This is a genomic window from Asaia siamensis (assembly GCF_014635085.1).
In the GTDB taxonomy this organism is placed as follows: Bacteria; Pseudomonadota; Alphaproteobacteria; order Acetobacterales; family Acetobacteraceae; genus Asaia; species Asaia siamensis.
Genome location: NZ_BMCH01000001.1, coordinates 140754 through 155750, shown reverse-complemented (window position 1 = coordinate 155750; position 14997 = coordinate 140754). Strand labels below are relative to the sequence as shown.

General features: G+C 58.8%; 9 protein-coding genes. 7 read left to right on the top strand and 2 right to left on the bottom strand.

Annotation, left to right across the window (positions count from 1 at the left end; all coding sequences use genetic code 11):
* Nucleotides 1–48: 48 nt before the first annotated feature.
* Together IEV53_RS00670 and crcB are read left to right on the top strand one after the other, a co-directional pair.
* Entirely contained in the window at nucleotides 49–1755 is a 1707-nt protein-coding gene (locus tag IEV53_RS00670) for a glycoside hydrolase family 32 protein (protein WP_188424598.1), read from the top strand.
* A 44-nt stretch (nucleotides 1756–1799) separates the two neighbouring features.
* Nucleotides 1800–2234 carry a fluoride efflux transporter CrcB gene (gene crcB / locus IEV53_RS00665; protein WP_188424596.1) on the top strand — a complete coding sequence of 145 codons (435 nt, stop codon included), beginning with the start codon at nucleotides 1800–1802 and terminating at the stop codon, nucleotides 2232–2234.
* A gap of 6 nt (nucleotides 2235–2240) precedes the next feature.
* On the opposite strand, the gene IEV53_RS00660 is transcribed toward crcB, so the two are convergent.
* Nucleotides 2241–3698: an aminotransferase class V-fold PLP-dependent enzyme gene (locus IEV53_RS00660; protein ID WP_188424595.1), complete on the bottom strand. Its 1458-nt coding sequence runs from the start codon at nucleotides 3696–3698 to the stop codon at nucleotides 2241–2243.
* A 117-nt stretch (nucleotides 3699–3815) separates the two neighbouring features.
* On the opposite strand from IEV53_RS00660, the gene IEV53_RS00655 reads away from it, so the two are divergent.
* Nucleotides 3816–4265 carry an Lrp/AsnC family transcriptional regulator gene (locus tag IEV53_RS00655; protein ID WP_188424593.1) on the top strand — a complete coding sequence of 150 codons (450 nt, stop codon included), beginning with the start codon at nucleotides 3816–3818 and terminating at the stop codon, nucleotides 4263–4265.
* Between the two features lie 41 nt (nucleotides 4266–4306).
* Here IEV53_RS00655 and glgX read toward each other — a convergent pair whose 3' ends face one another.
* Nucleotides 4307–6439: a glycogen debranching protein GlgX gene (gene glgX / locus IEV53_RS00650; protein ID WP_188424591.1), complete on the bottom strand. Its 2133-nt coding sequence runs from the start codon at nucleotides 6437–6439 to the stop codon at nucleotides 4307–4309.
* Nucleotides 6440–6644: 205 nt separating this feature from the next.
* On the opposite strand from glgX, the gene glgA reads away from it, so the two are divergent.
* Genes glgA through treY form a run of 4 tightly spaced genes read left to right on the top strand, consistent with a single transcriptional unit; the run spans nucleotide 6645 to nucleotide 14974 of the window.
* Entirely contained in the window at nucleotides 6645–8288 is a 1644-nt protein-coding gene (glgA, locus tag IEV53_RS00645; RefSeq protein ID WP_188424589.1) for a glycogen synthase GlgA, read from the top strand.
* A 51-nt stretch (nucleotides 8289–8339) separates the two neighbouring features.
* Nucleotides 8340–10556 (top strand): 1,4-alpha-glucan branching protein GlgB, encoded by a 2217-nt coding sequence (gene glgB / locus IEV53_RS00640; protein ID WP_188425357.1) that lies wholly within the window; start codon nucleotides 8340–8342, stop codon nucleotides 10554–10556.
* 24 nt (nucleotides 10557–10580) lie between these two features.
* Nucleotides 10581–12335, top strand: coding sequence for a malto-oligosyltrehalose trehalohydrolase (treZ, locus tag IEV53_RS00635; protein WP_188424587.1), 1755 nt, complete (start codon nucleotides 10581–10583; stop codon nucleotides 12333–12335).
* Nucleotides 12336–12340: 5 nt separating this feature from the next.
* Complete coding sequence (treY, locus tag IEV53_RS00630; RefSeq protein ID WP_188424585.1) at nucleotides 12341–14974, top strand: malto-oligosyltrehalose synthase; 2634 nt, start codon at nucleotides 12341–12343, stop codon at nucleotides 14972–14974.
* Nucleotides 14975–14997 lie beyond the last annotated feature (23 nt).

Here is a 14997-nt window from a genome sequence, read left to right as displayed (position 1 = left end):
TCTCGAGCCTATGCTGCCCCTTCCTGAAGAGAGATAAGGACGATCTGCATGGCCAAGCGCCCCACCGCCCCCGGTTTGAGCCGACGCACGGCACTTGCCTCGCTGCTCGCCACTGGTGGAGGCGTCGTGGGTCTGTCGATCGCGCAGGCGTCTGAGCCCGGCCCCCAGGCTCCGCCGCGCGCACCCGAGGGCGAGCGCAAGTCAGAACCGAATGCCTCTCACCCCTCACCCGCCGACCAGCCGGACGTGACCTCGCATCCTGTCATTCGCACACAGGCCGACGCGCTTTATCGCCCTACTATCCATTACTCGCCCGAACGCGGCTTCATGAATGACCCGAACGGGCTGATCCATGACGGCACGGTCTATCATCTCTATTATCAATATGACCCCTTTGCCCCCTATGCCGGGCGCGTTCACTGGGGCCATGCGACGAGCACCGATCTTCTGGGATGGGAAGATCAGCCCATAGCCCTGAGCGAAACGCCAGAGGGCGAGGCTTTCACGGGTTGCGCCGTGCTGGACGCCCAGAACACATCCAACCTCTTTCCTTCAGGCAAAGGCGGACTCGTGGCGCTCTATACGCGGGCAACCCCGAAAAAACAGACGCAGTTTCTCGCGATCAGCGATGACCAGGGCAAGAGCTTCAAGGATATCGCGCATAACCCGGTGCTCGACATCGGCAGCAATTCCTTTCGTGACCCCAAGGTGATCTTTCACAAGCCCACCGGCCAATGGGTCATGGTCGTGGCCAAGGCTCGCCAGCATCAGATCGCGTTCTACGCCTCGACCGACCTGCAGCACTGGACCCACACCAGCGATTTTGGCCCTTCGGGACTGTTCGGTGTCGATTATGAATGCCCCAACCTGATCGAGATCCCCATCGAGGGTGGCGGATCACGCTGGGTTCTGTTCATCTCGGTCAATCCCGGTGGGCCGACGGGTGGCAGCACGACCCAGTATTTTGTGGGCAATTTCGATGGCAGTCGCTTCACGCCAGACGACACGGTGATCGGCCTGACCGATTTCGCCAAGGATGCCTACGCCCTTCAGTGCTATGAGAATATGCCGGGCAATGAGGCTGTCTCCATCGCCTGGCTGGGTAACTGGCAATATTGCCAGGAACTGCCGACCCAGAGCTGGCGCGGCTGCATGACGCTGCCACGGCTCATGACACTACGGCACGACTCAGCAGGGTGGCTGCGTCTGGCGCAAGCACCGAGAGGGCTCGAAGCCCTGCGCGAGGCGCCCATCCCCTTCGCCTGCCCAAAACTGGCTGCAGGGGCGAGCGCCTCTGTGCCGCTACCGCTTGGCACCGCGCTGGAACTGACGCTCAGTGTCACTGTCGATCAGATGACCCCCGATCTGCCACTGGGCGACAAGGGACGTACCGGGCGCTTTGTCATCGTGTTCGGCAATGATCTGAGTGAAAATCTGACCATCGGCTTTGATGCTTTCAGCGGGCAGCTCTGGATCGACAGAGGCGACCTCAACGGCTTCAAGCAGCCTTTCTTTACCGGTCAGTTTTCAACCGCCCTCAACCCCGATGACCGCCATTTCGATGTCAGGATCGTGCTGGATGCCTGCACGCTCGAGGTTTTTGCCAATGGCGGTCTTTCGGTTGGCACCGCCCTGCTCTTTCCCGCCAATCCGCTGAGCTTTCTCAAGCTCGAGGCGACGGGCGCCGGGGCGACGATCGAGACCCTGAGCTTCCATCGCCTCAAGAAAGTCATGCCGCGTGAGACAGCGTTGTGATAAGGCCGCAATCCTGATGGTTCCAAGCGGAGTATCCTGACCCGATGTCTTTTACGACCTGCCTTTTTGTCATGCTCGGTGGTGCGCTGGGCACGCTGGGACGCTATCTCGTGACGCTCGCAACAGCACCCTATAGCCGCGCCATGCCTTGGGGAACGATCCTCGCCATCAATACGGTCGGGTCATTCATCATCGGTTTTTTTGGAACACTGACCTTGGCGCATGGGCGCTTTCCTGTCTCGGAAAATATGCGCCTGTTCGTGATGGTTGGTATCTGCGGCGGTTATACGACTTTTTCGTCGTTCAGCCTGCAGACCCTCGATCTGTTGCGTGCTGATGCCTGGGGGCGGGCGATGCTCAATATCGCGCTCTCTGCCCTGCTTTGCCTCGGTGCCGTTTCGCTCGGCCATCAGGCTGCCTCGAAACTCAATGCAGGCGCCTTCCAGATCGCGCAGAACGAAACCGAAGAAGACGCCTGAGTTCTGTCAGGCCGAGAGCGCCTCGAAACGCGCTGTCTGCTCATCGCAGCGATAGAAATCGGCCATCGGGTAAGGCTGGCGCGCGAGTGTCGTGACGGCATTGATGACGCGATCGACCTTCTCATCGCTCATCAGCACGCTGAAATTCAGTCGGGTCCAGCCCGGCTTTTCGATTTCCTGCCCCGAGAGAATGGCCTGACGCAGCAGGGCTGAAGCAGGGGCATCAATCGAAAGCAGGCGATGGGCATAAGGCCCGGCGCAGGCGCAGCCGCCTCGCGCCTGAATGCCGTAGCAATCAGACAGGAGCCGCGTGAAGAGCTGCTGATGCACATAGCCACCACGCTGGCGATCGCGAATGCGCATTGAGAAGATCGGGAGTGCCGGCGCGTCTTTCGCCGTACCGATCAGCTCGATTTCAGCGACAGAGCGCCACGCATCGAGCGCACGCTGACGCAGGGCGGCGTGACGGGCGTCCATGAAATCCTGCCCGATGGCCTCTTTGACCAGAAACGCCAGAGCGGCGCGGATATCGCCGACGACATTGGGTGTCCCGGCTTCTTCTCGGTCGCTGATGCAGGCAGAATAGTCATGCCCCCATGGCGAGACGAAACGCACCGTTCCGCCCCCCGGCAAGCTGGGACGCGTGATGGCTACTGCCGCATCTCGTACGATCATTACACCCGAAGCGCCCGGCCCGCCGATGAACTTATGAGGCGAAATGACAACCGCGTCTTTCTGGACCTCGGTTCCAGCCTTCATGTCGATGGCCAGATAGGGGGCGCCACCGGCATAATCCCAGACCGAGCGGGCACCATGAGCATTGAGCAGACGCGTCACGGCATCCACATCCGTCAGGATGCCCGTCACATTCGAGGCAGCCGAAAAAGCGCCGACAACGAGACGCCCCGGCTTGACCGCCGCCAGAACCCTTTCAAGGCTCTCAAGATCGGGGCCGCCTTTTGGTCCTTCCTCGATCTCGATGATCTCGGCCCCGCTCTCACGCCAGGGTAGGATATTGGAATGATGCTCATAGGGGCCGATCAGCACGAGCGGGGTTTCACCCGCTGCAATCGCTGCGCCGATGCCCATGAGACTGACCAGACGGTTGATGCCGGATGTGGCGCCCGAGCCTGTAAAGACCACGCTGAATCCTGCAGGCGCCTGACAGAGCCGGGCGATATGGGCGCGAGCAGAGGCACGCAGACGGGTCATCATGCGGCCGCAATAGGACGCCTGGGTGTGACTATTGGCGTAATAGGGCAGTACCTGCGTCAGCATGAAGTTCTCGACCTGCAGAAGGGCCCGCCCCGATGCGACATAATCGGCATAGAGCAAAGGATGATCGCCGAACGGTCCGGGCACCGGTACCCCCTCACCAATCACGCCCTTGCGCAGCGCCTCGAACCCCTCGGGCATGCTCAGGGAACGGGCGAAATCGGCAAGACAGGTCTCGGGAGTGAACATGAACGCAGCTCCAAATGGCAGTGCGGCAAGATTACTGCGACGTCCCCGCAAAAACTCCTCCTATTTCCTCACGATACGCGGTATCTTTCTATCAAATGATCTGTTTTCAGAGGTTTTATGGATCAAATTGATAAGGCAATCCTGCGTACGCTGCAGAACGATGCCTCGCTCTCGCAGCGCGAACTGGCCGACAAGGTGGGGCTGTCGCAAAATGCCTGTTGGCGCCGCCTCCACCAGTTACGGGCCGAAGGGGTCATTCAGGGAGAGACGATACGCCTCTCCCAAGAGGCGATCGGTCTCGGCGTGACGGTATTCGTGATGGTGCGCACGCGCTATCATTCGCGCGAATGGCTTGGCCAGTTTCGCGAGGCCATTCTCTCAATTCCGCATATCGTCGATTTCCACCGGCTGGCGGGGGATTACGACTATATGCTCAAGATCGTTGCAAAGGACATGAATGCCTTTGACACGATCTATCAGACCCTGATCGGCAAGGTCGAACTCGACACGGTGACCTCCTATCTCTCGATGGAGGCCATCGCCAATAACAGGGATATGCCCGTCTGAAACTCAAGGGCGGCGGCATGAGAACCGCCGCGCCTGCCGGATCAGTTGGCCTCGGGCTGGGTGATCAGTTCGAACAGCAGAACCGATCGGCCTGTGACCGTATAGACCTTCTCCTGTGCGAAAAGCTCCTGCTCGAGCGTGTCGCCATCATCCGGCCGGTTGGTATCGAGAAGCAGCTTCCACTCCTCCCCTTCCGCCTTGGGCAGAGTGAACTGCACCACGTCGTGCCAGCTGTTGAGAATGAGCAGCAGGGTTGCATCGGCGCCACGACGCATGATGCCGCTCGGCTGGGCGCGCCCATCGAGCATGAGACCGAAACACTGTGCCTGCGACCATTCATCCTGCTGCATCACGCCACCCGAGGCGCTGATCCAGCTCAGTTCCTTCACATCGAGATCGGGATTGTAAGCCTCGGTCAGGAAACGCGAGCGGCGCAGAATGGGGAAACGCCGACGCAGGGCCAGAAGTCGCGTGGTGAATTTGGAGAGCCGTGCGCCCTCTTCACTGATGCTCCAGTTGACCCATGAGATATCGTTGTTCTGGCAATAGGCATTGTTATTGCCCCCCTGGGTGCGACCGAACTCATCACCCGCCAGAATCATCGGTGTCCCCTGCGAGAAGATCAGGGTGGCGAGCATGTTCCGGCACTGACGCCAGCGTACCGCATTGATCTCTGCGTCGTCTGTCGGCCCTTCTACGCCGTAATTAAAGGAACGGTTGTCAGAAGTACCGTCCTGGTTATCCTCGCCATTCGCCTCGTTATGCTTCTCGTTATAGGAGACGCAATCGAGCAGAGTGAACCCGTCATGAGCCGTGATGAAGTTCACACTTGCCCAGGCCTGCCGACCCGAATGGTTGAACATGTCCGGGCTGCCCAGCAGACGGGGTGCGAGCACATCGGCCTTGGCCTCACCGCGCCAGAAATCGCGCACCGTATCGCGGAATTTGTCATTCCACTCTGCCCAGCCCGGCGGGAAATGCCCCACCTGATATCCGCCAGGGCCGATATCCCATGGCTCGGCGATCATCTTCAGATGCGTCAGGGTCGGGTCCTGACGGCAGATCCTGAGAAAGCCTGACTCACTGTCAAAGCCATCGAGTTCGCGTGCCAGAATCGTGCCGAGATCGAACCGGAACCCGTCAACACCGATCTCGTTCGCCCAGTAACGCAGGCTGTCTGCAACGAATTGTATTGGCGCCAGTTTGGTCAGGTTAAACGTATTACCTGTTCCGGTATCATTAATATAGAATCGTTTGTTGTCCGGCATGAGCCGGTAATAGGAAGCATTGTCAAGTCCCTTGAACGACAGGGTTGGGCCAAGCTCGTTGCCCTCTGCCGTGTGGTTATAGACAACGTCCATGATCACTTCGATGCCCGCCTCGTGATAGGCCGCCACCATGCGGCGCACCTCTGAGAGCGCGTCATCCTGATCAGCCGCATAGCGCGTATCGGGCGAGAAATAGCCGATCGTGTTATAGCCCCAGTAATTGGTCAGGCCCTTATCCACGAGATATTCGTCAGCCACGAAGCTCTGGATCGGCAGCAGTTCGATGGTGGTGACACCAAGCGATTTCAGATGCTCGATGACGTGACGGTTTCCCAGTCCGGCGTAGGTACCCCGCAGCCTGCGGGGCACGCGCGGATGATTGAGCGTATAGCCTCGCACATGGGTTTCATAGACGACAGTGTCGGTCCAGCGCGTCTTGAGCGGGCGGAGATTCTGCGCGGCCGGATCGGTGATGACGCATTTGGGCATGAAAGCCGCGCTGTCACGATCATCGAAGCTCAGATCCTTGTCGGCATGACCGAGCTGATAGCCGAAAAGCGCAGGATTCCAGGTGATTTCGCCGAAATGCTCGCGCGCATACGGGTCAAGCAGCAGCTTGTTGGGGTTGAAGCGATGCCCCTCATTCGGCTCATAGGGACCATGCACGCGGTAACCATAGAGCTGCCCCGGTCGCAGATCGGGAACCCAGCCATGGAAAACCTGATCGGTATATTCTGGCAATCTGATCCGGTCGGTTTCCTTCTCTCCGTTCTGGTCGAACAAACAGATTTCGACCGCCTCGGCATTGGCAGAGAAAACCGCGAAATTGACGCCCTTGCCATCATAGACTGCGCCGCGTTCCGTCGGGCTTCCCTCTTTCAGGCGTTTTTCAAAAGAATCACTCATAGGTTTCTTTCCATCCTGACCCGATATCCCAGCGTTTTCGCAATCCTGGCTGGGATAACGAGACGCCTAACGGCGCAGGCAGGAGAAAGGGCTGATAACATAAACGCGAGGTGATAACGATTTTAGCTTCCCGGCGTTTCACAAGTAATACCATTATCCCGGTGCCGTCATTTCTTGCGGCTTCCTGTAAAAAACGAGGCCCGCCATGCCTACAGACCAGATCGTTGCACTTCCAACGGATCTGCAGCTCCTTTCAGTCACGGCGGAAATGTTTCCGTTCGTGAAAACGGGCGGGCTGGGTGATGTCGCGGCCTCACTCCCGACGGCACTGCGCCATCACGGTGTGCGCACACGCACAATCCTGCCCGGTTATCCATCCGTGCTGTCGGCTCTCACCACCAAGACGCAGGCCTATGTCTTTCACGACATGCTGGGCTATCGCGCCACGGTGTGGGAAGGGACAGCGCACGGACATCATCTCTATGTCATCGACGTGCCCGAGCTTTATGACCGGTCTGGCGGCCCGTATCTGGGGCCGGATGGCCGCGATTGGGCCGATAACGACATGCGTTTCGCCGTACTTTCAAGAGTGGCGGCCTGCATCGCACAGGGTTGCCTTGGTCAATGGTGCCCCGATGTCGTCATGACCCATGACTGGCAAGCTGGGCTGGTTTCTGCCTATCTTCGTTATGACGAACGTCCGGCGCCGCCTGTGGCTCACGTGATTCACAACATGGCGTTCCAGGGTCTGTTTCCGCGTGAAATTCTATCCCGCATCGGGCTGCCCGAGCATGCTTTCGCCGTCGATGGCGTCGAATTCTACGGCAAAATCGGATACCTTAAGGCGGGGCTGCAGATTGCTAACCGCCTGATCACCGTCTCGCCGACCTATGCTGAAGAAATCCAGACAGCAGAAAACGGCATGGGCCTTGAAGGCCTGCTGAGCAGCCGTGCTGCCGACCTACACGGCATTCTCAACGGGATTGATTTGCATGACTGGAACTCACTGACAGACCCGGCGGTTATTTTCCCCTATGCCATAGGCGATATCGCGGGGCGGCGAGCCAATAAGCGGGTCTTTCAGGCGGAGTTCGGTCTACCTCAGGACCCAAATGCCATGCTGCTCGGGATCGTCAGCCGCCTGACCCGACAGAAAGGGGTCGATATCCTTGCCGAAATCGCCCCGCGCCTTTTCAAGACTAATATCCAGCTTGCCGTGGTGGGGGTGGGCGATGCCGACATCATGCAGTCATTCCGTGCGCTGCAGCTTGCCTATCCACGTAATCTGGTCTGCCATCTGCGCTATGACGAGCTTCTCGGTCATCGCCTCCACTCCGCCGTGGATGCCTCACTCATTCCATCGCGTTTCGAACCGTGCGGGCTGACCCAGCTTCACGCGCTGCGCTATGGTTCGGTTCCCATCGCCGCCCGTGTCGGCGGCCTGACCGATACGATTGTCGATGCCAATACCGCCGCTATCGAGGAAGGTGTCGCTAATGGCATCCTCTTCGCCCCGACACAGGGCGACGCTCTCTATCGGGCGATCAAGCACGGCAAGAAACTATTCAAACAGAAGTCGGTCTGGGCTCGTTTGCAGCGCAATGGCTCACTGCATGATGTCTCATGGCATGGCAAGGCCGCGCATTATGCACGCCTCCTGATGGAGATGGCTGGACGCGCGCCAGTTCGGGCGCTCCACGAGAACGACATCGCTCCGAGACTCAGCGATATGGGAATGCCCCTCTCGCCGAACAGTTCGTTCACCCGGACGGCAAGAATGCCTCAAAGCCGCCCGCGCAATCCCGGCCTTGGCAAAACGGATCTGCCCCGTTTCGGCACAACGTCCTGACACGATTTCTTACTCTGAGGCGAAACGCAGCTCTCCATGACCGAAACCGACATGGCTTTGACGCCACAAAAAGCTCTCAAGCCTCAGGAGAGAGTTCTGATCGACGAGATCGTCGAAGGGCGCATTCATGACCCCTTTTCCTATCTCGGCCGACACCGCGAAGGACGCAGCGGCGTCGTGCGTGTCTTTTATCCGGATGCGGTCGAAGTACGTCTCGTCGCCGAGCGCAAAGGCAAGCCTTCGCTTGAAAAGAAAATGGACCGCATCGACGAGCGTGGCATCTATACAGCCTCGATAAGCGCTCAATCGACGCGCTACACCCTGCGCATTCTCTGGGCCGATGGGTGGCAGGAGACCTATGACCCGTACAGCTTCGGCACGCTGATCGGCGATCTCGATCTGTATCTTTTCGCCGAAGGAAATCACCGCGATATCGATCAGATCATGGGTGCGCATATCTGCGAGATCGACGGGGTTTCGGGCGTAAGGTTCACCGTCTGGGCGCCCAATGCCCACCGTGTTTCGGTAGTCGGCGATTTCAATATCTGGGACGGGCGTCGTCATCCGATGCGCCTGCGGCACAGCGCAGGTATCTGGGAATTATTCGTGCCAGGCATCGGCTCTGGTGAACGCTACAAGTTCGAGATCATGGCGCAGGGGGGCGTGATCCTGCCTGCCAAGGCGGACCCCTATGCCCGTTATGCCGAACTGCCACCGGCGACCGCCTCTATCGTTGCACCGCCGCTGGAACATGACTGGCATGATCAGGAATGGATGGCGAAACGCGCCGAGAGACAGGCTCTGGGGGCGCCAATCTCGATCTATGAGTTGCATGTACCTTCATGGCAGCGTCGCAACAGCCCGACCGGCTATATCAGCTGGAACGATCTGGGCGATCAGCTCATCCCCTATATCACCGAGCTGGGTTTCACCCATATCGAGCTGATGCCCATCACCGAATATCCTTTTTCGGGGTCCTGGGGTTACCAGCCGCTCAGCATGTACGCGCCGACCTCGCGTCACGGCACGCCCGCCGAGTTCGCCCGTTTTGTCGATCGCTGTCATCAGGCCAATATCGGTGTGATCATGGACTGGGTGCCTGCCCATTTCCCGTCCGACGCCCATGGGCTGGCTCTTTTTGACGGGACCCATCTCTACGAACATTCAGATCCGAAAGAGGGCTATCATCAGGACTGGCACACCCTGATCTATAATTTCGGCCGTACGGAAGTGCGCAATTTCCTCACTGGCAGCGCCCTCTACTGGCTGCGCAACTTCCATCTCGACGGGCTGCGTGTCGATGCCGTCGCCTCGATGCTGTATCGTGATTACAGCCGCAAGGATGGCGAGTGGTGCCCCAATATCTATGGCGGGCGTGAAAATCTTGAAGCGGTCAGCTTCATGCGCGAACTATCGGGCATCGTCCGGGATTATTGTCGCGATGCCGCGCTTATCGCTGAGGAATCTACAGCCTGGCCGGGCGTCACGTCTCCTCCCGAAGTGGGGGGGCTCGGTTTCCGGTTCAAATGGAACATGGGCTGGATGCATGACACGCTGCGCTACATGCAGCAGGACCCGCTCTGGCGGCGCTATCATGGCTCGGACATCACCTTCGGGATGGTCTATGCCTATTCCGAGCATTTCGTACTTCCCCTCTCTCATGACGAGGTGGTGCACGGCAAAGGCTCCCTTTTGTCACGCATGCCGGGCGATGACTGGCGTCGTCATGCCAATCTGCGCGCCTATTATGCGTTGATGTGGGCCTATCCCGGCAAGAAGCTGCTTTTCATGGGCGGCGAGTTCGCCCAGTGGGAAGAATGGCATAATGACCGCGAGCTGGCCTGGCACAGAATGCACGACACGCTGGGGCGCGGCGTTTACGACACAATGCGCACGCTTAACGCGCTTTATCAGCAGGAACCTGCGCTTTCCGCCCGTGATTTCGATCACGGCGGTTTCCGCTGGATCATTGCTGACGACACCGAGAATGCTGTTTTCGCGTGGCTGCGTGAGGCGCCCGACGCACCCCCTGTTCTCGTCGTGTGCAACATGACGCCAGTGGTGCATCACGAGTATCGCGTTGGTGTGCCTTTTGGCGGCGAGTGGGAAGAGCGCCTCAATACAGACCGCACGGAGTTTGGCGGTTCGGGCATCGGCCACGAAAAACCCATCCCTGCAGAGCGAGAATCTGCTCACGGGATGGAACATTCTCTCGTTCTGACACTTCCTCCCCTCGCAGTGCTCTATCTTACCTCCAAGCGACGCTGAGTTTCCCTCAGCAGGAAGGCACCGATGCAGAAAGATTTCTTCTACCAGACCCGGTTCGGTGCCAATCTTCAGAGCGACGGAACGACACGTTTCTCGCTCTGGGCGCCTTCATGCCAGGCGGTCTCTCTTGAAATCGAAAATGACACGCCGCTTGCTATGGCGCGCGACGAGGAAGGCGTCTTCACTCTTGTGACAGAGTGTCCGTCAGGCGCGCGCTACCGCTATCGCGTACGCGATGATCTGGCCGTCCCGGACCCCGCCAGCAAAAGCCAGCCGGAGGGCGTTCACGGCCCGAGCGTCGTCACCGCACCCGCAGAGTATGCCTGGCAGACGCCACAATGGCAGGGACGCCCCTGGTGTGAAGCTGTCATTTACGAACTTCATGCGGGGCTGCTCGGCGGCTTCGAGGGCGTGCGCGACCGGCTGGACGAGCTCAAGACACTCGGCATTACTGCCATAGAGATCATGCCGATCAACAGCTTCGGCGGCACACGGAACTGGGGGTATGATGGCGTTCTGCCCTACGCCCCCACCAATGCCTATGGCGAGCCCGATGACCTCAAGCGGCTTATCGATACCGCGCATCATAAAGGCCTGATGGTCATTCTCGACGTGGTCTACAACCATTTCGGCCCTGACGGTAATTTCCTGCACGACTACGCGGAAGACTTTTTCGACCACGAGAATAATTCCACCTGGGGCACAGGCATCGCTTTTGCCAAACCGCAGGTAGCCGATTTTTTCATCGATAATGTACTCTACTGGCTGATGGAATTCCGTTTCGACGGGGTTCGCATCGATGCAGCCTCGGCGATAACCGACCATGCCTGGTTTGGCAAACTGCGTGAGCGCGTTGCCGCGCATGTCGAACAGGGGCGCCATGTCCATCTGCTTCTCGAAAACGAGAACAATGATGCGGGCCTGCTGCGCGACGGCTTTACCGCCCAGTGGAATGATGACGGGCATAATGTGCTGCATGTCATGCTCACGGGTGAGACCGAGGGCTATTATGAGATGTTTGCTCAACATCCTACACGCATACTTGCCCGGGTCCTGCATGAGGGTTTTGCCTATCAGGGCGAGATCAACCCCTATTCCGGCAAGAAGCGTGGCATGCCGAGCGGCGATCTGCCCGCCTCAAAATTCATCCTCTTCCTGCAGAACCACGATCAGACGGGCAATCGCGCTCTGGGTGAGCGCCTGATTTCGCTTGCCTCTCCCGACGCGCTGCACGCTGCCTATGCGCTTTTGCTTCTCAGCCCGATGGTGCCCATGCTGTTCATGGGAGAAGAATGGGGATGTCGTTCGCCCTTTCTCTTCTTCTGCGATTTTCATGATGATCTCGCAGATGCCGTTCGCGAAGGCAGACGCAAGGAATTTGCGAAGTTCTCGGCGTTTCAGGACCCGGAAAAGCGCAAGACCATCCCTGACCCCAATGCGCTTTCGACTTTCGACACGTCTCGGCCCGATCGGGAAGAGAGAAATACGCTCGAAGGTCGTATCTGGCTCGATCGTACGCGCAGCCTGCTGGCGTTGCGTCAACGCTGGCTCGCCCCTTATCTGGCCCAGGCACATAGCCTGAATGCAACTGTCATAGGCGACAAATCCGTGCTCGCTCGATGGAAACTCGATAACGGTGCCATCCTGACCATCGCCCTCAATCTCTCCGATCACGAAATATGCAGGATCAGTGAGCCGGGCAAGCTTCTCTATAGCTCTGCAACCAGACGAGCAGTAGAAGAACTTCCTCCTGGCAGTCTCGTCGCCGGTCTGGAGTAATGCACATGAACCCCCTCCCCCTTACCGCTACGCTTCGACTGCAATTCCATCGCGAATTCAATTTCGATCAGGCCATCCCTCTCGTTCCGTATTTCAGGAAACTGGGGATAAGCCATATATATGCTTCTCCGCTTCTCGCTTCCACACCCGGCTCAATGCATGGCTATGACACGATCGACTGCCATCGCATCGACCCCGATCGCGGCGGCATAGAGGGGCTGCGCCGACTGGTGGCAAGGCTGCGTCAGGAAGGCATGGGGCTGATTCTCGATATCGTTCCCAATCATATGGGTGTCGGCCCCGATAATAGCTGGTGGATGGATGTTCTGCGTCTCGGCCAGCGCAGCGCTTATGCCCAGCATTTCGACATAGACTGGCGCCCGGCGGATGTGAGCCTGCATCACAAGGTGCTCCTCCCTTTTCTGGGGGCGCCCCTCGATGACATTATCCATTCAGGCGAGTTGACCCTCGGCTTCGACGCAGCCAGCCATCACGCGGTACTGCATTACGGCGATCAGCGTTTTCCGCTCTCGCCGGAAAGCGAGAAAACACTGCTCGAAGAGGCTGGTCACGACAATGGCCGTCCTGTCGACGCAGGTTTTCTGAACTCCGCTGCAGGCGAAGCCGTTCTTGACCGCCTCAAGACATTGCTGGACCATCACACCAAGGCCGGGCGGGCACGTCTGCGTACACTCCTCGATGCCCAGCATTACCGCCTCGCCTGGTGGCGCGTTGCCGGTGATCTCATCAACTGGCGGCGCTTTTTCGACGTGACCTCCCTCGTCGCGTTGCGTATGGACCAGCGTGTCGTTTTCGATGACGCGCATCGTCTGGTGTTCGACCTGTATCGCGAGGGGCTGATCGACGGATTGCGCGTCGATCATGTCGATGGTCTCGCGCGCCCCGCCGAATATTGCACACGCCTGTGCGCACGGCTCGATACGTTGCGTCGAGAACGCCCAGAATCCTTGCAGGAGCAGGCGCCGTTCTTCGTCGAGAAAATACTGCAGCGAAACGAGATCCTCCCCCTCGAATGGCCCGTCACAGGAACGACCGGCTACGATTTTCTCGAGCAGGTCGATCTCCTGCTGCACCATCCCAAAGGTGAAACACCGATCACCGAACTCTGGTCGGCATTCGGCCCGGCCGATTTCGAGGAAGTCGAGCAGACCGCACGCCACGAAAAGCTCGACACCTCTTTCGTCGGCGAATTCGAAACCCTGGTCGCATTGCTTGCAAAGGAATTTCCGCAGGAGCGCGACCTCACACCCCATGCCCTTGGCGCGGCCTTGCGTGCGGTTCTGACCGCATTTCCGGTCTATCGCAGCTATTTTGCCGATGGGGGCGATTCAGGCGCCGATTTCCGCGCGATCGATCGGGCACGCCTGGCCGCCCAGCACATGCTGCCCGCCTATCAGCACGATATTCTTGACCAGATCTGTCAGTATCTTGCCGATGCGCGCATTGATACGGCAGAGCGTCAGGACATTCTCGAGCGTTTCGAGCATCTGACAGCACCGCTCACCGCGAAGGCGGGCGAAGACACGGCATTTTATCGCTATGCCCGTCTGCTTTCCCGCAATGATGTCGGCTGTAGCCCCGACCGGTTTGCCGCCTCAGTGCTCCAGTTTCATACCTTGAACAAGGAGCGCCTTGCCACTCACCCTCAGGCATTGCTGACGACAGCAACCCATGACCATAAACGGGGTGAGGATGGCCGTGCGAGACTGATGGTGCTGAGTGAGCCTGAGGCCGAATGGCCGCATACGGCACGACACTGGCTGGCCCACACAGAATCCCTTCTCGAAAAGACCTCTCACGGTCCGTCACCGGTTCCGGCAGATGCCTATTTCATTTTCCAGACGCTGATTTCCTCGTGGCCGCTGGAAAAGAGCGAGATGGCTGCCTATCCGGAGCGACTGGAGGCCTATCTCACCAAGGCACTACGAGAAGCAGGCGAACGCACGGGATGGAGTACGCCCGACGAAGCCTATGAAGAGGCCTGTCTGACCTTTGCCAAGGCGTGCGTGGGGGGCGAGTTCAGCGAGGAACTCACCACCTATATCAACCGGCTGGAAAACAGCGCTGCCCTCAACAGCCTCTCCCAGACATTGCTGCGCATGACCAGCCCAGGGGTGCCGGATCTGTATCAGGGTCGAGAGGGATGGGATTTCAGCCTCGTCGACCCCGATAACCGCCGCCCGATCGATTACGCAAAACTGTCGCAGGAACTGGAGAAGGGCGAAAATTTCGCCGAGAGTTGCCATCACTGGAAAACGGGGCGCGCCAAGCAGGCCCTTATCGAGACAGTGCTGACCCTGCGGCTAAGGCAGCCTAATCTGTTCGAAGCCGGGCGGTATCTGCCTGTGGCTGTCACGGGGCCGCTTTCGGAACATATCGTAGCCTTTGAGCGTGAAAGCCCCGAGGGGGCTTATCTGGTCATCGCACCACGCCTGACCATGGCCCTCTCCCCCAATAATGATCTGAGCACCGTCCATTCCGGCTGGGCGGAGACTCATCTTGCGGTTGAGGGCGAGTGGGAAAGTCTGCTCCACCGATACACGAGCACGAGGGGCAAGGCATTCTCTCTCGCCTATCTTGATCGGGCCGTACCCATTGATGTTCTCTTCAGAAAATAAACAGCAAATCACCCGCGAGAAAA